Genomic DNA, 19721 nt, shown 5'->3' with positions numbered 1-19721 from the left:
GATAGTGAAGATGAGGCCGAGGCCAAACCGATTGTCAGGCGTTACAATAGCATGAGCGAGCTGATGATAGAGCGGAACCCCGAGCCCTACAACGCCGAGCCGGTGCCCGGCGCCTTGATCGAGCGGTTTTTGACGCCACAGAACCTGTTCTATGTGCGCAGCCATGGGCCCGTGCCGGACCTGCCGGCCGATCACCGGATTGAGGTGGGCGGGATCAGTGTGGGCGAGTGCTCCATCTCGATTGCGGAGTTGAAGGCGCGCTTTCCGGTCCGGACTGTCACGGCTGTGCTTCAATGCGCCGGCAACCGCCGGACCGATCTCCAACAGGTGGGCAAGACTTCAGGCGATCCATGGGACATAGGCGCGATCGGCAATGCCGAGTGGACGGGCGTGCGGCTCGCAGACCTGTTGGATGCAGTTGGAGCATCGGACGCGTCCAACCTGTTCGTCTGCTTCACCGGCGCTGACGAGGTGGATGTGGAAGGCGAGGTGGCACCGTTCGGCGTCTCGATCGCTATGACCAAGGCGCGGGCGCCCGACGTGCTGCTCGCCTGGGCGATGAACGGCGAACCGCTGGCACCCGAGCACGGTGCGCCGTTGCGTCTGGTCGTGCCAGGCTATGCTGGCGTGCGTAGCGCCAAGTGGCTGACCCGGATCGAGGTCAAGGACACGCCCTCCGAGGCGCCGATCCAGGCGCACGATTACAAGCTTTTTCCGGCCGACGTGACCAGCGAGACGGCGGACTGGACGCAAGGGCTGACGATCAACGCCATGCCGCTCAACGCCGCGATCTGCTCGCCTGGTTCGGGCGAGAGCCTGCCCGCGGGCAAGGTCCGGATCGAGGGCTATGCCGTCGCCTATGAGCGCGGCGTGTCGCGGGTAGAGGTGTCGCTGAACGGCGGTCGAGACTGGCGGCAGGTCGATTTCTCCGACGATCCGGACGGGCAGTGGAGCTGGCAGCGCTGGTCGCTAGATGCGGAACTGCCCAAGGGGCGCCAGCACCTTGTGGTGCGCGCGTTCGACGATGCGGGCCAGGGTCAGCCCGAACTACCCGATACGATGTGGAACTTCGCCGGATACCTCTGCACGGCCTGGCACCACGTCCACGTGCTGGTCGAGTGAATCCGCCGCCTTTGTCGGTCGATCTCGCCTTCTGGGTCGACGCGATCGGCAGGATGATCGTGGCGACGGCGGCCGGCATGACGCTCGGCTGGGAACGGTCACGCGAGAACCGACAGATCATGGGTCTGCGGACGCTAGGGCTGGTCGGGCTCGCGAGTTGCATCGCCGTCCAGGCGATCGTCCACAGCGGCTTGCCGAACGTGAACGCCGATGCAGCAGGTCGGGTGATGCAGGGCATCCTATCCGGCGTCGGCTTCATCGGCGCGGGCGCGGTCCTGCGCGTCGGCAGCGGGCAGGAGGTGCATGGGCTGGCAACGGCGGCGTGCATCTGGGTGTCAGCGACGCTCGGAGCGGCAGCGGGATTGGCGGTGTGGCCACTGCTTGTGGGCGGTCTGCTGCTGGCGATGCTCGTGCTGTTCGTCGGCGCACCGCTCGAACGCCGTATCCGCGAACGCGCCCGGCAGACCCCGGCCGAAGCGGACCGGCGGGACGCCGAGCAGAAACCCTGAATAATCCTTGGCGCGAAACGGTGTACCAGTAGTTTTGCAGACGGAGGACTTCATGAGCGATATCGACAAGAAGAAGCCCACCACGCAAGAATCGGCCGAGATTCTGGAGCTGGAGGAGTCGGTCCGCGCCAAAGACAAGGCGAAGGTTGACAACGTCAAGGAAGATGATCGCTTCTGAGCCGGTTGGCGCCGCTAAGCCGGGCTGAAGGAGCGAACGAGAGCGAGGCCGCCGAACAGCGCGAGCACGCCCAGCCCAACCGATCCGACAACATAAAGGGCAGCTTGCCCGACTTCGGCTCTCTCCTAATGCAAGGCCGCTTCCAGCGAGAAGGTCGAGAAGGTCGTGACGCCGTCCAGCCCGCCGGTGGTGAGGAACAATCGCCATCCCGGGCTCGATCCGCTTCGCAACAAGAACCAGCCCCCCAGCAGACCCATAAGGAATGAGCCGAGCACGTTGATGATGGGCGTTCCGATCGACAGGTCGGGGCCGAACAGGCGCAGGCTGAGGCCGTTCAGCCCATACTGCAGCATGCCGTCGGAACCAGCCCCGGCGAACACAATCAGGTATGGCCCCATGCCTCAGCCAACCAGCTCGGCCGTATCCGCATCTTCCTGGCGCAAGCCCGCCGGGCTGACCGTCCAATGCTCCAGGTGCTTGTAGACGATGACCTTGTTCGCAAGCAGGTCGCCATGCGCCCGGCAGAAGCCTTCGAGCTGCTCGCGCTGGCCGATCAGTTCGACACACATGGTGAGGTGTGGATCGGCGATCTCGGCGCCGTTCTCATGCACCGGGCCGTGGTTGCTGTAGCCGTAGTGGGTATAGTGGGCGACAGCGTTCATGATTCCGTCCGCCTTGGCCTGCGCGACGAGCGTTCGGTCGAGCGGCTTGGCAGCCCAGCGTGAGCGCGTGCCCGGCTTTACCGCCTTATCGGCTAGCTTCATGTAGATGCGGACCAGCCGATCTCGGTCTGCGACACGTGGTGGGCGTTGGACATGGATACGCCTTCCGTGAGGTAAGGAGCGAACAGGTCTGAAAGGTCGGACACGGGACGGAGCGCGCGCGCATCGCGCAGCGTCAGGTCCGGCGGCAGGGTGCTGCCCGCCCGCTTCGGCACCGCCACCCGTTGCGACAGGTAGATGCCGTTATGCCCGGAGCAGGCGTAAGCGACGAAACAGGCGACCGCGACCGGCACTGCGGTCTCGGCGCCGAACAGCTCGACGCCCATGATCGTGCAGGCGAGCGGCGTATTGGCCGCGCCCGCGAACACCGCCACGAAACCGAGCGCGGCAAGGAGGTCGACGGGGACACCGATCGGGCCGGCGAGCGCATGACCCAGCACCGCGCCGATGAAGAACAGCGGCGTGACCTCGCCGCCCTTGGGCGGCGGCTCTTCGCCTGCTCCGCCGGCCACAGCAATCGGATGGCTGCGAGCAACAGTATCGGTCCGTCAGTTATCCTGCCGTTTCGGGCCTGTCATCCGGCAACCATACAGTTTCATTTCTACATCGGATTGACGTTGCCGCACCGCGGCGACATATAGCGGCCGAAGGCGATGGATTTCCGCCTGGCTATGTTGGCCGAACCGCCCTCGCAAGGGCCGATGATTCCTACCGGGCGCCGCAAGGCAGCAAGGAGGAATTGTGTGCGCGACGTTTCGCAATCTCTATAACGAATTAAATTTGGCCGCTTTTTTTCGCGATCGCCATGACCATGCCCTGTCGGTGTTGCGCTGGACGCTGATCCTCGTGCCGATGGCGGCGCTGGTGGGAACACTCTGCGCGGCTTTCCTCTGGAGCCTCGACGCCGCGACACAGGCGCGGTTCGACTATCCCTGGCTGCTTTACCTCCTGCCCTTAGGCGGAGCGGCGGTCGCGTTGCTCTATCACCTGACCGGCCGTTCGGTCGAAGCGGGCAATAATCTCATCGTCGAGCAGATACACGAGCCCGGAGGCGGCGTTCCGCTGCGCATGGCACCGTTGGTCTTCATCGGCACGATCGCCACTCATCTCTTTGGCGGTTCCGCAGGGCGTGAGGGCACTGCGGTCCAGCTCGGCGGCAGTCTCGCCAGCGCCGTTGCCGGCCTCTTCCGGCTCGATCCTGCCAGCGTCCGCATTCTGCTTATGGCAGGTGTCGCAGCCGGCTTCGGTGCGGTCTTCGGGACCCCGCTCGCCGGGGCGGTGTTCGCACTCGAGGTGCTGGCCGTCGGACGTATCGAATACGGCGGCATCATCCCCTGTCTGCTAGCCGCGCTGGTCGGCGACTGGGCATGTCACGCCTGGGGCATCCATCATACGCCTTACCACATCACCTATGTGGCCTCCGCGAGCGGTGCCTTGTTCGTCGAGCCGGTGTTGCTCTTCAAGGCGGCAATAGCCGGCGTAGCGTTTGGTCTCGCCGGACTTGTGTTTGCAGAAGCCAACCACGCCTTCGGCGGAGTTTTGAAGCGCCATATCCCTTACGGCCCTGCGCGTGCGGCGCTGGGCGGGGTGCTGGTCATCGCGCTGGTCTGGATCGTTGGTACACGCGCTTATCTCGGCCTAGGCGTATGGTCGGCCATTCCCGGTGATCCCACGATCGCCGGCTTTTTCACCGGCCCTGCCGATCGGTGGAGCTGGGCGCTCAAGATGCTGTTCACGGTCGTGACGCTTAGCGCCGGCTTCAAGGGCGGCGAGGTGACCCCACTATTTTTCATCGGCGCAGCGCTCGGTAATGCGCTCGGTTGGCTGCTTGGCGCACCGCTCGATCTGTTCGCGGGACTAGGCTTCATTGCGGTGTTCGCTGGCGCGGCCAATACGCCGCTCGCCTGCACGATCATGGGGATCGAGCTGTTCGGAGCGGCCCACGCCGTCCCAATCGCAGTCGCTTGTTTCATCGCCTACATCTGCTCGGGCCATAACGGCATCTACCTGTCGCAGCGGATCGCGGTGCCAAAGCGCGCGTCTCGCGCGCATACCGGGGCTGCGACCCTGCGCGATGCTCGTGCGTCACGGCGCGGCCCCCGTCCATCCCCGACCCCCGTCATCACCAAGGAGCATGACTGATGTCTCAACAGCATAAGGTGACGCCGAGCGAGATCGGTATGATCCGCATCTATCTAAAGCCATCCGACAAGATCGCGACCGGATCGCGCAGCTTCTGGTCGCGCAAGCCGCTCTACCGTGAGCTTGTCGCGCAAGCGAAGCGCGACGGCATCATGAACGCGGTCGCTCACAACACGCACTACGGCTACAGCAATCACGGCCCGGTGCGCGAAAATGGTTCCGAAATCGCCGATCCGCACCTGACCATGTGTGTCGAGTTGATCGGGCAGCGCCACGAACTGGAACGCTTCTGCGAAGCACATGGCGAGATCCTTGGTGGCAAGGTTATCGTCTACAAGCATCTCGAACACTGGAGCATTGGCTCTGCCGGTATCCGTCACGAAGATGCCGCGCCCGCGATCCTCGCGGCAGAGCCGGAGTGAGCGCGAGGATGAGAAGCACCGCTTCAGCGTCCTGGCTCGTCTGGGCATTGGGCTCCGCCGGCTTCGCCGCGATGACCGCGATTTTCGCGAAGATCGGCGTCGAAGGGATCGACTCCGATTTGGCCACGCTCTTTCGGACGCTGGTGATAGTTGCCGTGCTGACCATCCTTCTTGCGGTCACGGGCAAATTTCAGCCACTCGATGCGATCAGTCCGCGAAGCTGGCTGTTCCTTGCCCTTTCGGGCCTTGCGACGGGTGCCTCCTGGATTTGCTACTTCCGCGCCTTGAAGATCGGCGATGCCGCCCGCGTCGCACCGATCGATAAGCTGAGCGTCGTCCTCGTCGCGGTGCTCGGCGTGGCGTTTCTCGGTGAGCATCTTTCCACCCGCGGCTGGCTTGGGATCGTCCTGATCGGTGCGGGAGCCGTGCTCGTCGCCCTCGCCTGAACCTCGAAACCGGAACCCAACGATGCGCCTCCTTGCGACACTCTCTGCGACCCTGGTCCTCACGGTCTCGCCCACGGTTCAGGCGCGCACGCCAAAGCGCCACCCGGCGCCCCACAATGTCATTCTTGTCGTGATCGACGGCCTGCGAGGCAAGATCGTCACATCCCAGAGCGCGCCGACGCTCGCGCAATTGCGGGACACCGGCACCTATTTTTCCAACAGCCACTCGGTCTTCCCGACGTTCACCACCGCCAATGCGTCGGCGCTCGCAACCGGTCACCAGCTCGGCGACACCGGAGACTTCAGCAACACGATATGGACTCGTGCGCCGATTGCTGCAGCTGCCGGCAGCGTGACGCCCTTCCTCGAGAACGATGCTGTTCTGGGCGAGGTCGACGAGCATTTCGGGGGCAATTACCTCAACGAGACCACCGTTCTCGAAGCGGCGCGGCAAGCAGGGTACGGCACGGCCGCGATCGGCAAGCTCGGTCCCGCATTGATCCAGGACCATCGTGCACGCGACGGAGCCACCACACTCATCATCGACGATTCAACCGGGCGTCCCGGCGGGATTCCGCTGTCTGCCGACGTTGCCGCTCGCCTCACGCAGGCAGGGCTTGCGCTGCAAGCACCGGACCGCGGCAGTAACGGACGGTCCGGGGATGCCCGAATCCCCGGAACGACGAGTGCCAACCGCGTGCAGCAGGACTATCTCATCGACGTCGCGACCCGGGTCGCTTTGCCGGTCTTCCGAAAGCAGCACCGGCCGTTCGCCATGGTGTTCTGGTCGCGCGATCCCGATGGCACGCAGCACAATCAGGGCGACAGCCTCAATCAGCTGACGCCGGGCATCAACGGTCCCACGACCTTCGCCGCGATCCGCAATGCCGACTATGATCTAGCGAAGCTGCGCGCAGCACTCGATCGCTTGGGTCTTGCGAAGACGACCGACATCATCGTCACGTCGGATCACGGCTTCTCTACGATCTCCAAAGAAAGCCGGACCAGCTCCGCAGCACGCGGGCGCTATGTCGATGTTCCCGAAGGTTTCCTACCGCCCGGCTTCCTTGCGCTTGATCTGGCGTCCGCCTTGAACATGCCCGTATTCGATCCAGAAGCGGGCAACACGCGGGTCGCGGACGGCAAGCATCCGAGCCGCGGCAACGCGGTGCTCGGTGCCGATGCGACGAGACCTGACGTAGTGGTGGCGGCAAATGGCGGGTCCGACCTCCTCTATCTACCGACCCGCGATCCTGCCCTAGCGGCACGGGTCGTTTCCGCACTGCTGGATCAGGACTATGTCAGCGGTATCTTCGTCGATGACCGCCTGGGAGCGATCGCCGGAACACTGCCGCTTTCCGCGATCAATTTGAAGGGCGAGGCACTCCCGCCGGTGCCGTCGATCGTCGTCAACTTCCGATCCGCCAACACCGGGTGTGCGATTGCGACAAACTGCCAGATCGAAGTCTCCGATACGACCCTCCAGCAGGGGCAGGGCATGCACGGCAGCTTCGGCCGCGGTGACACATTGAACTTTACCGCAGCGACCGGCCCGGACTTCAAGCGCGGCTTTGTCGATCCAGCACCGGTCAGCAATGTCGACGTGGGCCGCACCATGATGGCATTGCTGAATCTCCTCCCCACCCCGCGCGGCCATCTGACCGGCCGGGTACTGCGCGAGGCGATGCCGGGTGGAACGGTGCCGCGCTACGAGGGTCGCGAAGAGCGCTCGCAGCCTGCTGCCAACGGCCTCGCGACCGTCCTGCAATATCAGCAGCTGGGCGGCATCCGCTATCTCGATGCCGGCGGCTTCCCCGATCGGACGCTCGGTATAGGAACAGCATCCGTCCCATCGGGTGAAAAGGCGATGCGGCGATGAACCGGCTCCCACAGATTTGGCTCGTCCGTCACGGTGAAACCGCTTGGAGCGTTTCGCGGCAGCATACGGGACGGACTGACATCTCGCTGACCGAGGCAGGAGAAGCCGCGGCGAAACGAATAGCCGAACGTCTGCCAAGCTTGGACTTTACCGCCGTCTGGTCGAGCCCTTCGATACGGGCGCGCCGGACCGGGGAATTGACCGGTTTCGCGACCCGCCTGGTGCCTGCCGACGATCTCGCGGAATGGGATTACGGCGCCTACGAGGGACGAACCAGGAAGGAGATCCTCGCCGACCGCCCGGACTGGAACCTGTTCCGCGACGGCTGCCCGCAAGGAGAGACTCCGGAGGCGGTCGCAGCCCGAGCCGATCGCGTCATCGCATCGCTGCGTGGGCGCAACGCCGATGTCCTGATCTTCTCGAGCGCTCATATTCTCCGCGTGCTGACAGCGCGCTGGCTCGGCTTACCCGTCGGGGCCGCTGCCTATTTCCTGCTCGATACGGCCAGCATCAGCGTCCTCGGGTACGAACATGATGGCGACGAGCCGGTCATTCGGTCGTGGAACCAGTCATGATGCGCCTTGTGACGCGGTACTTCGCGTATCCAAATGAGGGTGCCTGGATGGGATGGGCGGGGAAGAGCCATCCTGCGCCGTCGCAAGGGTTCAAACGATCCGGTGCCCAGCATTCCGGAAACTTCACACACGCCTTCACCCCCGCCCGGGAGACGATGCCATGAAACTGCTTGCCGTGATTGTCGGTGCCGACAGCGCTGCCGCCTGCCTCGATGCGGCGGTTCTCGCCGCCAGATCTCTTGGCGAGTCATCGATCGAGGCCCTCAATGTTGTCGTCGATCCCGAGCAGATCGCGGTTGCGAGCGAGGAGATCGACTTTCAACGCCTACGCGCGCGCGACGAGGGGACAGCCCAAGAGCGCGCGGATGCGGCGCGGGCCGCCTTCGTTGCCTGGACCGCAGCTACCAGCGATGACACACCCGAGGTCGCCTGGCGCTCGATCGTCGGCACCGAAGAAGCGACGGTCAAACAGGAGGCGGCAAATGTCGATGCGCTGATCGTCATCGCGCGCGAGCAGACGATGGACGGCGGCGACGCCCTGCACGCCGCAATTTTTTCGACCGACAAGCCCGTCCTCATCGTCCCGGCTGGGTGGAGAGCCGGCGCGCGAACCGGCTTCGAGCACATGGCCGTCGGGCTCAGCGACAGTGACACGGCGTGCCACGCCATTGAGGAGGCAGCCCCGTGGCTTCGTGTCGCCAAGCGTGTCACGGCAATCCGCATCGGTGAAGAAACCGATCCGGCGCTGGGCTTGGAAGCCTTGCTCGACGAAATCTGTGTTCGTCACGAATTGCATGTGGTGCCGCGCTCCAGCGAGAATCTGGGTGCCCAGCTCGTCGCCGAAGCGAAAGCGATCGGCGCCGAGCTTCTCGTGACCGGCGCCTATCGGCACAACCAGGTCATCGAGTGGTTCATGGGCGGCACGACGCGCCACATCCTCGCCGCTGCCGATATACCCCTGCTGATGGCGCACTGAGGGGTGACGATGCTCCCGCACGCGCGTCTGGTCCTCGTTCGACACGGCGAAAGCGAAGCCAACGCAGCCAACCGATTTACTGGTTCTGCGGATCCGGCGCTAACGCCTCTGGGGCACCGTCAGGCCGAGGCGATCGCACACCGCCTGATCGCGCAAGGCATTCGGCCTGCACGGATTTTCCGCTCTACCCTTCGGCGTTGCGCGGACACGACGGCTATCGTCACTGCCGTGATGGGGGCACCAGATGTCCCTATCACGGTAGACCGGTCGCTCAACGAGCGCGATTACGGTGCGCTCACTGGTCTCAACAAGACCGAGGCGTCGGATCGCTACGGTAAAGATCAGGTCCGCCAATGGCGACGCTCCTATGCGGCTGCCCCGCCACACGGCGAGAGCCTGCGCGACACCGTCGCGCGCGTGCTCGCCTATTACGTTCGGACGATGCTGCCTGCCGTGATGAGTGGCGGCACGACACTCGTCGTCTCCCACGGCAACGCGTTGCGGGCGCTGGTTATGGCGCTCGACGGCCTTGATGCCGCCCGGGTCGAGACCCTCGATATCCCGACCGGAGGCGCGATCCTCTACGATTTCAGTTACACGACCGCGATCATCGGTCGCGCTATCCTTCAGTGACAAGGACTCCGACCATGCCGGCCAGCAGCCACATCACCAGCCTCCGTGCCCTCGAGATCCTCGACTCCCGAGGCTATCCGACTTTGTCCGTCACCGTGACCTTGGACAACGGCATCACAGCATCGGCATCGGTGCCGTCGGGTGCGTCGACAGGCGCACATGAGGCCGTCGAGCTCCGCGACAACAACCCCGATCGTTTCGCCGGAAAGGGTGTTCGGCAAGCCCTGCAGAACGTCGAAGGCGAGATCGGCAGCGCGATCATCGGAATGGATGTCTGCGCGCAGCCGGACATCGACCGGGTGATGATCGAACGCGATGCCACGCCGAACAAGGCGCGGCTTGGCGGCAATGCGATTCTGGGTGTTTCGATGGCGGTCGCGCGCGCCGCATCATCGGTGCTCGGGCAGCCGCTTTACGAGACGCTCGCCGGTACGACCGACTACCTCCTTCCGATGCCGTGCATGAACGTCCTGAATGGTGGCAAGCATGCCGATAGCAGCCTCGACTTTCAGGAATTCATGATCGTTCCGGTGGGAGCCTCCAGCTTCGCCGAAGCGATGCGCTATGGTGCGGAAACCTATGCCGCATTGCGCGACCTCCTCCATGGTCGCGGCCTCAAGACGGCAGTCGGCGACGAAGGCGGATTTGCCCCGAACCTCAAAAGCAACGAGGCCGCCTGCGAGTTGATCGTCGATGCGATCGAAGCCGCGGGTTATCGACCGGGTACAGACATCGCCATCGCGCTCGATCCAGCCGCATCGTCCTTATCGGATGGGGAGCAATACGATCTTGCGCGGTCGGGAACGGGCCTGCTCGACCGCGCAGGCTTGCTCGCGCTCTACGGGCGCTGGATCGATGCGTATCCGATCGTTTCGATCGAGGACGGGTTCGGTGAGGAGGACTGGCAAGGGTTCATCGACCAGACCGTAAGCCAGGGTAGCCGGATCCAGATCGTCGGCGACGATCTCCTGGTCACCAATCCCCGGATCATCCGGGAAGGCATCGCTCGAAAAGCTGCCAACGCGGCCCTCATCAAACCCAATCAGATCGGCACCGTCACGGAGACGATCGAGGCGGTTCGCATCTGCCACGCTGCGGGATGGGGAACGATGGTGTCGCACCGGTCGGGCGAGACCACGGACGCCTTTATCGCCGATCTCGCGGTTGCGGTCGGCGCCGGGCAAATCAAATCCGGCGCACCCTGCCGGGGTGAGCGTTTGGCCAAATACAACCGACTGATCGAGATCGAAGCCGAGCTCGGCGCCAAAGCACGTTTCACCAATCCCTTCGTGTCGCGACCGAAGCCCCGGACGTGACGGATCTACCCTCGCTGATCGCTCCGATCGTCCTCGGCATCGTCGAGGGATCGACCGAGTTCATCCCGGTTTCCTCTACCGGCCATCTCATTTTGACCGAACGACTGATCGGCTACGAAGGGCGGCAAGCCGGGATCAGCGATGTCGTCATTCAGGTCGGGGCGATCCTCGCGATCTGCTGGTTGTACCGCGCGCGGCTCTGGTCGGTCGTCTCCGGCTTGTCGTCCGATGCCGACGCCCGCCGCTTCTCGAGAAACGTGCTGGTCGCCTTCCTTCCCTCGGTCGTGGTCGGCGCGTTGGCGCATGATTTCATCAAGCGCCTTTCGGTGCACCGTTTCCAATTGTTGGTCGCCGCTCTCCTCTCGGTGACGGCAGTTCAGATGATAGTGACGGGGTGAACGATGCCGATCTGGCTTGGCTTTCTGGTCGTGTTCCTGGGCTCGGGCGTGGGCGGCATGCTGCGTCACGGCGTCGGCATCGTGGCACTACGTCTTATGGGGCCAACCTTCCCTTGGGGAACCTTGGCCATCAACGTGGTCGGCTCGGCGCTGATGGGCATGATGATCGGCCTGTTTGCCGCCAAGAGCATCGAAAATGCGGAGTTGCGCCTGTTCGTGACGACGGGACTTATCGGCGGATTTACGACCTGGTCGACCTTCTCGCTCGATGCCGTGACATTATGGGAGCGCGGCGAGACCGGCGCCGCGATCGGCTATGTGCTGGCAAGTCTTGTTCTCTCGGTCGTCGTTCTGGCGATTGCTCTCGTTATCACCCGACGGTGGGGATGATTTCGGAACGATCGGCGCGCGGGCCGCATTGGATTCAGAGTTTCCATGGACCTTTAATCGGACGTCTTTTCCATGCTCAAATATCTCGCTGCCGGCGCGCTGGCACTCGTCATCGCTTCCCCCGCCCTCGCTGACGACGATCGGGTGACCCCGCGCCAGCGGGCCTCGACGCTTACCGCCTTGAAGCGGATCGGCTGCACTGCGCCACGCTCGATCGAGCGCGACGATGGTGGCTTCGAGGTCGACGACGCACGCTGCCGTGGCGGCCGCTATGACATCAAGCTAAACCGCAACTTCAAGGTCGTTTCCCGCGAAAAGCAGGACCGCGACGACGACTGATCCGACGCCTGCGCGTCTCCTCGCATCTAATAGCGAGCCTTTGGCGTTGATGCTTTAAAGGAGACGCATATGGCCGAGACGGACAAGGATGAGCCGACCACGCAGGAAACCGCGGAGATGGTCGAAGTTGGCGAAATGGTCGCCTCGGAGAAGCGTAAAGACGACCGATCGTCTCCAGAAGCGCCGGGGCTAGGGGACAACATCGAACGTCGCGAAGACTGATCACGTAGTCGGTTTCGACGGTCGACGACTAACAGCCCAGCAGGCCATTGGCTGGTATTGCACAGTAGCCGCTCTGATCTTCCATCGCGTCGGGGCGAGGTCAAACACCTCGAGGGGGTGCCGTGGTCGCGATAGTCGACAAGTCTGTCGTCAGGTCGATCCCTACGCGAACTTCCTTGCGCTCGGAATAGCGGTCGACGAGTTGTGCCGCGTGCGGGCGCAGCAGCACCGTGAACCGCACCAGTTCCTCCATTACGTCTACGATGCGGTCATAATAGCTCGACGGCTTCATGCGATCGTCCTCGCCGAATTCGGCGAACGCCTTGGCGACGCTCGACTGGTTCGGTATCGTCACCATTCGCATCCAGCGGCCGAGCACGCGCAGCGTGTTGACGCTGTTGAACGACTGCGAACCCGCCGATACCTGCATGACTGCCAGCGTGCGTCCCTGCGTCGGTCGCATCCCGCCCATCGAGAGCGGCAGATGATCGATTTGGAGCTTCATGATGCCGGTGATCTGGCCGTGCCGTTCAGGGCTGCACCACACCTGACCTTCCGACCACAACGACAGTTCACGCAGCTCGTGGACGGCCGGATGGTCGTCGCCGACGACCTGATCGGGCAACGGCAGCGCCGAGGGATCGTAAATGCGCGTTTCGCATCCGAAGAATTGCAGTAGTCGCGCCGCTTCCTCGACACACAGCCGCGAGAATGACCGCTCGCGCAAGGAACCGTAGAGCAGAAGGATTCGTGGCGGCGGAGCACCCGCGCCGAGGCCATGAGCAGGTCGTTCGATCGCATAGCTTCGATCGAGCGCGGGCAGATGGTCGGGGTCGGAGAGCGTTCGAACAGGCATCAGGCGGTTCGTGGTCCCAAGAGGATGATACAGGTGCCGATCAGACAGAGCGCCGCGCCGCTCACATCCCAGCGATCGGGCCGCACGCCTTCGACGGTCCAGAGCCAAGCAAGCGATGCACAGATGTAAATGCCGCCGTAAGCGGCATACGCTCGTCCCGCGGCATCGCTGTCCACGCGGGTGAGGAGCCATGCGAACAGGATCAATGAGACGACGCCCGGAGCAAGCCACAAGGGTGACTTCGCCATGCGAAGCCAGGCCCAGAAGGCAAAGCATCCGCCAATTTCAGCAAGCGCCGCGCCGATGTAGATCAGGGCTGTCATCCGATCGTGATCCTCAATGCCAAGGCGGCAAGCGTGACCAGCAATACCGGCACAGTCAGCGTGATACCGACACGGAAATAATAGCCCCATCCGATCCGAACACCTTTCTGGCCGAGGACGTGGAGCCATAACAGCGTTGCGAGCGAGCCGATCGGCGTCAGCTTGGGGCCAAGATCGCAGCCGATGACATTGGCGTAGATCATTGCTTCTTGCACGGCGCCAGTGGCATGGGTCGCGTCGATCGACAGCGCGCCCACCAGTACGGTCGGCATGTTGTTCATCACGGACGACAGGATGGCCGCGATCACGCCTGTCCCGAACGCCGCCCCCCACACGCCGCCCTGAGCGGTGCGATCGAGCAGCGCGGCGAGATGGTCGGTCAGGCCCGCGTTTCGCAGCCCGTAGACGACCAGGTACATGCCGAGAGAGAAGATCACGACCTGCCACGGTGCGCCGCGCAGCACCTTGCCGGTCTGGATCACATGGTCCCGTCCCGCAATTACCAGCAGCAGGATCGCGCCGGCAGCGGCAACGGCGCTGACCGGCACGCCGATCGGTTCGAGCAGGAAGAAGCCAGCGAGCAGCAGCGCGAGGACGATCCAGCCGGCACGGAAGGTCGCGGGGTCTCGGATGACATCGCGCGGCGCGCGGAGCGCCCCCACGTCATAGTCTTCTGGGAGGTCGCGCCGGAAGAACAGCAGCAGCACGCCCAGCGTGGCGGCGATCGACACCAGATCGACCGGGACCATCACGGACGCATATGTGCCGAACCCGATCTTGAAGAAGTCGGCTGACACGATGTTGACGAGGTTCGAGACCACCAGCGGCAGGCTGGCCGTGTCGGCGATGAACCCGGCCGCCATGACGAACGCCAGCGTCGCCTTGTCCTTGAACCCCAGCGCGCGCAGCATGGCGATGACGATCGGCGTGAGGATCAGCGCCGCACCATCATTGGCGAACAACGCCGACACCGCCGCGCCGAGCAGCACGATCAGGACGAAGAGTCGGCGCCCATGTCCCCTGCCCCAGCGCGCAACGTGGAGCGCCGCCCATTCGAAGGATCCAGCTTCATCGAGCAACAGGCTTATGACAATGATCGCGACGAATGCAGCCGTCGCGTTCCAGACGATGCCCCAAACGACCGGGACGTCGGACAGCGTGACGACGCCCGCGAGCAGCGCCAAGACGGCCCCGGCGATCGCGCTCCACCCGATTCCGAGCCCCTTGGGTTGCCAGATGACGAGCACGATCGTGACGACGAAGATCAGGACGGCAAGAAGCATCAGGCGATGCGCTGGCCCGAGGCGTTTACCACCTGTTGTCCGTCTTCCTTCGCGAACGCGCCGCGCTGATCGCCCGGCAGCAGATCAAGCACGGCTTCGGACGGCCGGCAGAGCTTCACGCCGAGCGGTGAGACGACTATCGGCCGGTTGATGAGGATCGGGTGCGTCATCATCGTATCCACCAGCGCGTCGTCGGACAGCGATGTGTCGCCCAGGCCGAGCTCCGCATAGGGCGTACCCTTTTCGCGTAGCAGCTCGCGGGGCGTTATGCCGGCGCGGTCGATCAGCTCGACCAGCAGCGCGCGCGAGGGCGGGGTTTTCAGATATTCGACCACGTGCGGTTCGATGCCGGCATTGCGGATCAGGCCTAGCGTGTTGCGCGACGTGCCGCACACGGGGTTGTGATAGATCACGATATCGACGGCCACGGGCGTCCTTTCAGCAGCATGGGGTGAGTTCGGCGATCAGCGGGGCGCACAGCTCCGCGTTGCCGGCGCAGCAATCCTTGACGAGAAAGAGCGTTAGCGCGCGCAGGCCGTCGAGATCGGCACGATAGATGATCGAGCGGCTATGACGTTCGGATCGCACCAGCCCGCCACGGGCGAGGATGCCGAGGTGTGCGGACATCGTGTTTTGCGGTACGTCGAGCTGACGGGCGATTTCGCCGGCAGCCAAGCCATGCGGTTCGTGCCGCACCAACAGGCGGAACACGTCGAGGCGTGTTCCTTGTGCGAGCGCGCCGAGCGCTGAAATTGCCGTGTTGTTTTCCATATATCCAGGATAGCAGCTATATGGTTTCGGTCCAGACGTTGATAGCACCAAGTAGGCAGGCAGTCGGCACCCTACGCTCTTTTCCGAAGTCCCCAACGAGTGGGGCGGGACCCCGCGGGCACGGCTCTATCGGCCCGCTGGGCGTGCCGACCGAGCCATCGTGCCGGCGTCTCGGCCCTGCCGGTGACGATTCTCGCGTAAGGTGTGCCACATGGCACACCTGCGAACGCGCAGGGCGCGAGCAGTGTTTCGATTGGCGTCGACGCCCTCCCCCGGAGGCCACGCCGCACAGCACTTCGCGCGCAGAACCGCGTGTCGTGAGTTGATGGGCTTAGCCTGATCCCCCCGATACGTCGGGCGCAGCCTTCGGATCGGGGTCTTGCGCCTTGCCCTTCGCGGCACCCGGCTGCTTTGCGCTCATGGCGGTCAGATAAGCGACGATCGCCGGCACGTCAGCCTGTGCAACGGGAGCCTTGTAGACCTCGCGCATCTTGGTGACCTCCGCGGTCCACTGGTCGGAAGAGAGTGGCGGCTGGTTCAGCGCCATGCTCGCCGAATGACACGAGGTGCAGTTGGCGTTGATGACGTCCGCATGCGGACCAGCCGGATATTGCCCTTCGTCGGTCGGGAGATCGACCGAGGTGGACGCCAGCGAGAAGCCGCGCGCCGAAACGCTTGGCGGCGGTGGTGCGGCCGGGGCGGCAGGCGGCGGGGCTATGCGGCTGTTCGGGGCACCGATCGCAAGTAGCAGAACGACGGTCGCGCCGACGAACCCAAACGACAGCGTGCCGATGGAAGGCGTTTTCATGGGGGAGCGCTCCTCAGCCGACGACGATGTTGGTGGTTTCAATGTTGCCGCGCATGAACCCGCCCGGGTTCCAGATCGGCGTCATCGGCTGCGCGATGCCGGCGGTGTTCCAGCAGCGCGACATCAGCCTGGTCGGGCCCGCATGCGTGAGCGGCACCTGCGCGTCCCAGCGGCGGAAACTGTATTTGCCGTGATCGGGGCCGAGCGTCGTCTTGTACCAGGTCTTGCCGTTGTCGGTCGACACATCGACCTTGGCGACGCCGCAATCGCCCCCCATCGCAATGCCGCCCAGCGGGATCGACCGGTCGAACGCGATCACCTGCCCTTCGTCGAGGCTCGTGACCCAACTGCGCGGGATCATCTTGTTGATCGGAACGGCCGGGAAATCCTTCTGGCCCGGCCGCACGTTCGCGCCTGGAGTGTCAGGGATTTTGTACGCCTTGGCCATCCAGTAACCGTCGTCGGGCGCGGCGAGCACCTCGATGTCGTTCAGCATCTTGACCCAATAGGTCGAATACCAGCCGGGTACGATCAGCCGGACCGGGAAGCCGTTGAGGAGCGGCATCTGTTCGCCGTTCATCCCGAAGGCGAGCATCACTTCGCCGTCGCGTGCGTGGTCGATCGACAGCGACTTGGCGAAATCCGGTCCACCCGCGACCACCGGCTGGTCGAGCGCACCGAACCGCACTGCAACCGCGCCCGGCTTCACGCCGGCGATGTCGAGCACGTCGCGCAGGCGCACGCCGAGCCATTTGGCGTTGCCCATGGCCCCGTGACGCCACTGCGCACCGGCAACGGGCGGCTGGAACAGCGCACGCGAATTGCCCGAGCATTGGTTGATCGCCGCCAGCTCGACGCGTGGCAACTTCAGCAGTTGCGCGAGCGAGATTGACAGCGGCCGCGTGACCGCGCCGTGCACCTTGATCCGGAACGCCTCGACATCGATCGCGGTGGGGATGTCAGCCCAGTGCCAGCGGACGAAGAACTGGTCGTTTGGCGTGAAGACGTCGCCATTGAACACGCTCATCGGCGTTTCCAGCAAAGGCGGGTGGATACGCTGGAGGATCATGTTGCCCTTGCCAGGGAACGCACTGGTCATCGGTCGTTCCGACGGACCGCCAGGCAGGTGCAGATCGACAATGCTCTGCGCCAGCGCGGGTGCGGCGATCAACGCGCCGCTGCCGATCGCAGCCTCTGCGAGAAAGCGACGGCGGTTCGTCGCCTGCGCCAGTTTCATATCCAGGCTGTCCACCAGCATTCTCCCTTCGATGTCATGCTCTTATGCGCGATCCGTCCGACGGTCTGCCCGGTACGGGTCGATCGGATGCGCCGGTTCGATCCGGCAGGACGATCAGTTCGGCCCATCAATTGGCTTGGGCGATGCAGGGCGACACGAACAGGTTTCCGCGCCAGCCGCCTGTGACCGTCTTGGCGCCGACCAGCAGCCACATCGCTGCGAGCGCGATGGTAAGGACGGTGCCGACGATCCCGAAAAAGCCGAGCTGGAGCGTCGTGCCGAGCTTGAAGGTGGCGACCGTGTAGACGCCGAGCGGGAAGGTGTAGCCCCACCACCCGAGGTTGAACGGAATGCCCGCGCGCCAGTAGCGGATCGTGATCAGCGTCGCGAGCGCCAGCCACCACAGGCCGAAGCCCCAGAGCAGCAGCCCGGCGATCGTGCCGATCCCCTGCGCTACCGCGCCGATCTGGCCGAGGCCGTTGGCGGCGAGGATCGCGGGCGCGTCGCTGCCGAGCACCAGCATCCCGAGCGCACCGGTGCCGATCGGGCCTAGTGCGAGCCAACTCGATGCGGCCATGCTCTCGTGCGGCAGCTTGTGCAGCGCCATCCGCAGGATGAGGATCGCGAGGATGCCGAACGCGACCGGCACCGAATACGCCCAGAGGACAAAGGAGGTCGCCAGCACCACGAACTGGTGGTGCGCGTCCGCCAGATGCGGTGCGAGCAGGCCTCCGCTCGCGCCTGCGACCTCGGCCGCGACCACTGGCAGGAGCCACACCGCGGTCATGCCGTCGAGCGAATGTTCGTGCCGGGTAAACATGAGGTAGGGGATCGCTACACCGCAGGCGAGCGACATCGCGACGTCGATCCACCACAATGTCTCGGCGATCGGGATAACGCCGGCGCCGAACCGCGGCAGGCCGAACGCCAGGAACCCGTTGATGATCGTCGCGAGGCCCATCGGGATCGTGCCGATGAACATCGACACGGTATTGTGCCCGAAGATCCGACGCGCCTCGTGCCCGAACATCGTCCAGCGCGCGGTGTAGAGCCCGGCGAACAGCGTGAAGAGCGCGATGTTGAAATACCACAACGCCTCGCCGACCGGGTGCAGCGATGCGCCGACGCCCGGCACCTGCGGCAAGGCCAGCGCGAGGATGCCCGTGCCCATCGTAGCGGCGAACCAGTTGGGGGTGAACTGGCGGATCATCTCGCGCGGAGAATCAAGCCGGCTGAGCGGCTTCAGACCATCGAGAACGGGTTTCAGATCGGCAGTCACTTCCCAGTCTCCTTGATGAGATCGGTCAGCGCGTCGGCCGCCCGGGTACGATAGCGCTCCTTGTGCCGCAGCGCGTAGAATGGACGCCGCGGCAGACCGAGCGGCAGATCGTGCAACGTGCCGGCCGCGATTGCAGGTGCGACGACATGCTGCGACAGCACCGCGACGCCCGCGCCGGCCTCGACCGCGCTGCGGACCGCCTCGTTCGATGGCAGGGTCAGCGCTATGGTAAGGTCCGACGGATCGACGCCGCGCTGGCGCAACACCTCCTCGAACGACGAGCGCGTGCCCGATCCCTGCTCGCGGACGATCCAGCGCGCGGTCCGGATCCAGTCCTCGTCGATCGTGTCGGCAGCGCGGTCACTCACCAGCACCATGCGGTCGTTCGCGACGGTCCAATGCGCGAGCGCGGGCTCGTCGATCATACCCTCGACGAAGCCAAGCTCGACTGCACCGTCGAGCACGCGCGCCGCGGCCCCTTCCGTGTTGTCGATCGCCAGTTCTATCGTGATGGACGGGTAGCGCGCATGAAACGCCGCCAGCTGGCGGGGTAGCCAATAGCCCGCGATCGTCTGGCTCGCGACCAGCCGCAGTGTGCCGCGCTCCAGTCCGGCATATTCGGCCAATGCAAGTTCTGCACTGGCAGCACGGCCAAGCACTGCGCGTGCGTCGACCAGAAACATACGGCCCGCTTCGGACAGTTCGATCCCACGGCCGACCCGGTGGAACAGCGGCACGCCGTGCCGCGCTTCTAGCGCGGCGATGGCAGCGCTTGCGGCCGACTGCGTCACATTGAGCGCTTCGGCAGCGCGCGTCATGTGCTCGCGCTCTGCGACACCGACGAAAATCCTGAGTTGTTCCAGGGTCATGCCCGATCTCCTTGCCCCAATGATAG

The 19721-nt window shown here is 64.4% G+C and carries 26 protein-coding genes, 1 pseudogene and 1 riboswitch; of the genes and pseudogenes, 15 read left to right on the top strand and 12 right to left on the bottom strand.

The annotated features are described in order from the left end of the window. Positions 1 to 51: 51 nt before the first annotated feature. Genes C8J47_RS00310 through C8J47_RS19400 form a run of 3 tightly spaced genes read left to right on the top strand, consistent with a single transcriptional unit; the run spans position 52 to position 1809 of the window. Entirely contained in the window at positions 52 to 1122 is a 1071-nt protein-coding gene (locus tag C8J47_RS00310) for a sulfite oxidase (RefSeq protein WP_031440360.1), read from the top strand. After that, positions 1119 to 1631, top strand: coding sequence for an MgtC/SapB family protein (locus C8J47_RS00305; RefSeq protein WP_107963382.1), 513 nt, complete (start codon positions 1119 to 1121; stop codon positions 1629 to 1631). The genes C8J47_RS00310 and C8J47_RS00305 overlap by 4 nt, the downstream gene beginning before the upstream one ends. 52 nt (positions 1632 to 1683) lie before the next feature. Then, positions 1684 to 1809 carry a hypothetical protein gene (locus tag C8J47_RS19400; RefSeq protein ID WP_259467273.1) on the top strand — a complete coding sequence of 42 codons (126 nt, stop codon included), beginning with the start codon at positions 1684 to 1686 and terminating at the stop codon, positions 1807 to 1809. Between the two features lie 125 nt (positions 1810 to 1934). Here C8J47_RS19400 and C8J47_RS00300 read toward each other — a convergent pair whose 3' ends face one another. From C8J47_RS00300 to C8J47_RS00290, 3 genes and pseudogenes are all read right to left on the bottom strand, one after another. Next, positions 1935 to 2207, bottom strand: a complete 273-nt coding sequence (locus C8J47_RS00300; RefSeq protein ID WP_220683320.1) for a CrcB family protein — start codon at positions 2205 to 2207, stop codon at positions 1935 to 1937. Between the two features lie 3 nt (positions 2208 to 2210). Beyond that, a complete protein-coding gene (locus C8J47_RS00295) occupies positions 2211 to 2573 on the bottom strand; it encodes a DUF190 domain-containing protein (RefSeq protein WP_082471096.1) in 363 nt (120 codons plus the stop codon). A 104-nt stretch (positions 2574 to 2677) separates the two neighbouring features. Then, positions 2678 to 3010: pseudogene (locus tag C8J47_RS00290) on the bottom strand (chloride channel protein); the annotation flags it as partial. 161 nt (positions 3011 to 3171) lie between these two features. After that, positions 3172 to 3249: riboswitch (Fluoride riboswitch) on the top strand. Positions 3250 to 3272: 23 nt separating this feature from the next. Here C8J47_RS00290 and C8J47_RS00285 point away from each other — a divergent pair. The 12 genes from C8J47_RS00285 to C8J47_RS19055 all read left to right on the top strand — a co-directional run bounded on the left by C8J47_RS00285 (position 3273) and on the right by C8J47_RS19055 (position 12269). Beyond that, entirely contained in the window at positions 3273 to 4673 is a 1401-nt protein-coding gene (locus C8J47_RS00285; RefSeq protein WP_121883987.1) for a voltage-gated chloride channel family protein, read from the top strand. Between the two features lie 38 nt (positions 4674 to 4711). Next, positions 4712 to 5095: a DUF190 domain-containing protein gene (locus C8J47_RS00280; RefSeq protein WP_236698802.1), complete on the top strand. Its 384-nt coding sequence runs from the start codon at positions 4712 to 4714 to the stop codon at positions 5093 to 5095. Between the two features lie 8 nt (positions 5096 to 5103). Next, a complete protein-coding gene (locus C8J47_RS00275) occupies positions 5104 to 5541 on the top strand; it encodes an EamA family transporter (protein WP_056056364.1) in 438 nt (145 codons plus the stop codon). Beyond that, positions 5510 to 7420, top strand: a complete 1911-nt coding sequence (locus tag C8J47_RS00270; RefSeq protein WP_220683319.1) for an alkaline phosphatase family protein — start codon at positions 5510 to 5512, stop codon at positions 7418 to 7420. Before C8J47_RS00275 ends, C8J47_RS00270 begins: the two co-directional genes overlap by 32 nt. After that, positions 7417 to 7995 (top strand): histidine phosphatase family protein, encoded by a 579-nt coding sequence (locus C8J47_RS00265; RefSeq protein ID WP_121883986.1) that lies wholly within the window; start codon positions 7417 to 7419, stop codon positions 7993 to 7995. Before C8J47_RS00270 ends, C8J47_RS00265 begins: the two co-directional genes overlap by 4 nt. Positions 7996 to 8155: 160 nt before the next feature. After that, positions 8156 to 8971: a universal stress protein gene (locus C8J47_RS00260; RefSeq protein WP_121883985.1), complete on the top strand. Its 816-nt coding sequence runs from the start codon at positions 8156 to 8158 to the stop codon at positions 8969 to 8971. Between the two features lie 9 nt (positions 8972 to 8980). Further along, positions 8981 to 9604 (top strand): 2,3-bisphosphoglycerate-dependent phosphoglycerate mutase, encoded by a 624-nt coding sequence (locus tag C8J47_RS00255; protein ID WP_056056401.1) that lies wholly within the window; start codon positions 8981 to 8983, stop codon positions 9602 to 9604. A gap of 14 nt (positions 9605 to 9618) precedes the next feature. Beyond that, a complete protein-coding gene (gene eno, locus C8J47_RS00250) occupies positions 9619 to 10920 on the top strand; it encodes a phosphopyruvate hydratase (protein ID WP_121883984.1) in 1302 nt (433 codons plus the stop codon). After that, positions 10917 to 11318, top strand: a complete 402-nt coding sequence (locus C8J47_RS00245) for an undecaprenyl-diphosphate phosphatase (RefSeq protein WP_056056372.1) — start codon at positions 10917 to 10919, stop codon at positions 11316 to 11318. Before eno ends, C8J47_RS00245 begins: the two co-directional genes overlap by 4 nt. Before the next feature lie 3 nt (positions 11319 to 11321). Then, the gene (crcB, locus tag C8J47_RS00240) at positions 11322 to 11708 is read left to right on the top strand and encodes a fluoride efflux transporter CrcB (RefSeq protein ID WP_056056373.1); all 387 of its coding nucleotides are present in this window, start codon (positions 11322 to 11324) and stop codon (positions 11706 to 11708) included. Positions 11709 to 11780: 72 nt separating this feature from the next. After that, on the top strand, positions 11781 to 12047 hold the full coding sequence (locus C8J47_RS00235) for a PepSY domain-containing protein (protein ID WP_056056375.1): 267 nt from the start codon (positions 11781 to 11783) through the stop codon (positions 12045 to 12047). Between the two features lie 69 nt (positions 12048 to 12116). Next, positions 12117 to 12269 (top strand): hypothetical protein, encoded by a 153-nt coding sequence (locus C8J47_RS19055; protein WP_156364448.1) that lies wholly within the window; start codon positions 12117 to 12119, stop codon positions 12267 to 12269. Positions 12270 to 12369: 100 nt separating this feature from the next. On the opposite strand, the gene arsH is transcribed toward C8J47_RS19055, so the two are convergent. The 9 genes from arsH to C8J47_RS00190 all read right to left on the bottom strand — a co-directional run bounded on the left by arsH (position 12370) and on the right by C8J47_RS00190 (position 19695). Then, entirely contained in the window at positions 12370 to 13125 is a 756-nt protein-coding gene (gene arsH, locus C8J47_RS00230; protein WP_056056376.1) for an arsenical resistance protein ArsH, read from the bottom strand. Next, complete coding sequence (locus C8J47_RS00225; RefSeq protein ID WP_056056378.1) at positions 13125 to 13448, bottom strand: YnfA family protein; 324 nt, start codon at positions 13446 to 13448, stop codon at positions 13125 to 13127. The genes arsH and C8J47_RS00225 overlap by 1 nt, the downstream gene beginning before the upstream one ends. Beyond that, a complete protein-coding gene (locus C8J47_RS00220; protein WP_121883983.1) occupies positions 13445 to 14731 on the bottom strand; it encodes an arsenic transporter in 1287 nt (428 codons plus the stop codon). The genes C8J47_RS00225 and C8J47_RS00220 overlap by 4 nt, the downstream gene beginning before the upstream one ends. Further along, positions 14731 to 15159 (bottom strand): arsenate reductase (glutaredoxin), encoded by a 429-nt coding sequence (gene arsC, locus C8J47_RS00215; RefSeq protein WP_056056381.1) that lies wholly within the window; start codon positions 15157 to 15159, stop codon positions 14731 to 14733. Before arsC ends, C8J47_RS00220 begins: the two co-directional genes overlap by 1 nt. Positions 15160 to 15169: 10 nt before the next feature. Then, a complete protein-coding gene (locus C8J47_RS00210) occupies positions 15170 to 15502 on the bottom strand; it encodes a helix-turn-helix transcriptional regulator (RefSeq protein WP_056056382.1) in 333 nt (110 codons plus the stop codon). Between the two features lie 331 nt (positions 15503 to 15833). Continuing rightward, entirely contained in the window at positions 15834 to 16310 is a 477-nt protein-coding gene (locus C8J47_RS00205; protein WP_031439129.1) for a hypothetical protein, read from the bottom strand. Between the two features lie 13 nt (positions 16311 to 16323). Further along, positions 16324 to 17568, bottom strand: a complete 1245-nt coding sequence (locus C8J47_RS00200; RefSeq protein WP_220683318.1) for a molybdopterin-dependent oxidoreductase — start codon at positions 17566 to 17568, stop codon at positions 16324 to 16326. A 106-nt stretch (positions 17569 to 17674) separates the two neighbouring features. Further along, positions 17675 to 18826: a TDT family transporter gene (locus C8J47_RS00195; RefSeq protein ID WP_056056383.1), complete on the bottom strand. Its 1152-nt coding sequence runs from the start codon at positions 18824 to 18826 to the stop codon at positions 17675 to 17677. Beyond that, complete coding sequence (locus C8J47_RS00190; RefSeq protein WP_121883982.1) at positions 18823 to 19695, bottom strand: LysR family transcriptional regulator; 873 nt, start codon at positions 19693 to 19695, stop codon at positions 18823 to 18825. The genes C8J47_RS00195 and C8J47_RS00190 overlap by 4 nt, the downstream gene beginning before the upstream one ends. Positions 19696 to 19721 lie beyond the last annotated feature (26 nt).

It is taken from the genome of Sphingomonas sp. PP-F2F-G114-C0414 (assembly GCF_003688595.1).
Taxonomy (GTDB): Bacteria; Pseudomonadota; Alphaproteobacteria; order Sphingomonadales; family Sphingomonadaceae; genus Sphingomonas.
Note: the sequence above shows the minus strand (reverse complement) of the source record. Positions and strands in the feature narration are given on the sequence as shown.

Excerpts from the sequence above, each read along its gene's own strand:
- eno (WP_121883984.1), top strand. The coding sequence starts at position 9,619 with ATGCCGGCCAGCAGCCACATCACCAGCCTCCGTGCCCTCGAGATCCTC.
- C8J47_RS00280 (WP_236698802.1), top strand. The coding sequence starts at position 4,712 with ATGATCCGCATCTATCTAAAGCCATCCGACAAGATCGCGACCGGATCG.
- crcB (WP_056056373.1), top strand. The coding sequence starts at position 11,322 with ATGCCGATCTGGCTTGGCTTTCTGGTCGTGTTCCTGGGCTCGGGCGTG.
- C8J47_RS00205 (WP_031439129.1), bottom strand. The coding sequence starts at position 16,310 with ATGAAAACGCCTTCCATCGGCACGCTGTCGTTTGGGTTCGTCGGCGCG.
- C8J47_RS19400 (WP_259467273.1), top strand. The coding sequence starts at position 1,684 with ATGAGCGATATCGACAAGAAGAAGCCCACCACGCAAGAATCGGCCGAG.
- arsH (WP_056056376.1), bottom strand. The coding sequence starts at position 13,125 with ATGCCTGTTCGAACGCTCTCCGACCCCGACCATCTGCCCGCGCTCGAT.
- C8J47_RS00210 (WP_056056382.1), bottom strand. The coding sequence starts at position 15,502 with ATGGAAAACAACACGGCAATTTCAGCGCTCGGCGCGCTCGCACAAGGA.
- C8J47_RS00235 (WP_056056375.1), top strand. The coding sequence starts at position 11,781 with ATGCTCAAATATCTCGCTGCCGGCGCGCTGGCACTCGTCATCGCTTCC.
- C8J47_RS00260 (WP_121883985.1), top strand. The coding sequence starts at position 8,156 with ATGAAACTGCTTGCCGTGATTGTCGGTGCCGACAGCGCTGCCGCCTGC.
- C8J47_RS00295 (WP_082471096.1), bottom strand. The coding sequence starts at position 2,573 with ATGAAGCTAGCCGATAAGGCGGTAAAGCCGGGCACGCGCTCACGCTGG.
- C8J47_RS00310 (WP_031440360.1), top strand. The coding sequence starts at position 52 with ATGAGCGAGCTGATGATAGAGCGGAACCCCGAGCCCTACAACGCCGAG.
- C8J47_RS00265 (WP_121883986.1), top strand. The coding sequence starts at position 7,417 with ATGAACCGGCTCCCACAGATTTGGCTCGTCCGTCACGGTGAAACCGCT.
- C8J47_RS00190 (WP_121883982.1), bottom strand. The coding sequence starts at position 19,695 with ATGACCCTGGAACAACTCAGGATTTTCGTCGGTGTCGCAGAGCGCGAG.
- C8J47_RS00300 (WP_220683320.1), bottom strand. The coding sequence starts at position 2,207 with ATGGGGCCATACCTGATTGTGTTCGCCGGGGCTGGTTCCGACGGCATG.
- C8J47_RS00220 (WP_121883983.1), bottom strand. The coding sequence starts at position 14,731 with ATGCTTCTTGCCGTCCTGATCTTCGTCGTCACGATCGTGCTCGTCATC.
- C8J47_RS00225 (WP_056056378.1), bottom strand. The coding sequence starts at position 13,448 with ATGACAGCCCTGATCTACATCGGCGCGGCGCTTGCTGAAATTGGCGGA.
- C8J47_RS19055 (WP_156364448.1), top strand. The coding sequence starts at position 12,117 with ATGGCCGAGACGGACAAGGATGAGCCGACCACGCAGGAAACCGCGGAG.
- C8J47_RS00255 (WP_056056401.1), top strand. The coding sequence starts at position 8,981 with ATGCTCCCGCACGCGCGTCTGGTCCTCGTTCGACACGGCGAAAGCGAA.
- C8J47_RS00200 (WP_220683318.1), bottom strand. The coding sequence starts at position 17,568 with ATGCTGGTGGACAGCCTGGATATGAAACTGGCGCAGGCGACGAACCGC.
- C8J47_RS00275 (WP_056056364.1), top strand. The coding sequence starts at position 5,104 with ATGAGAAGCACCGCTTCAGCGTCCTGGCTCGTCTGGGCATTGGGCTCC.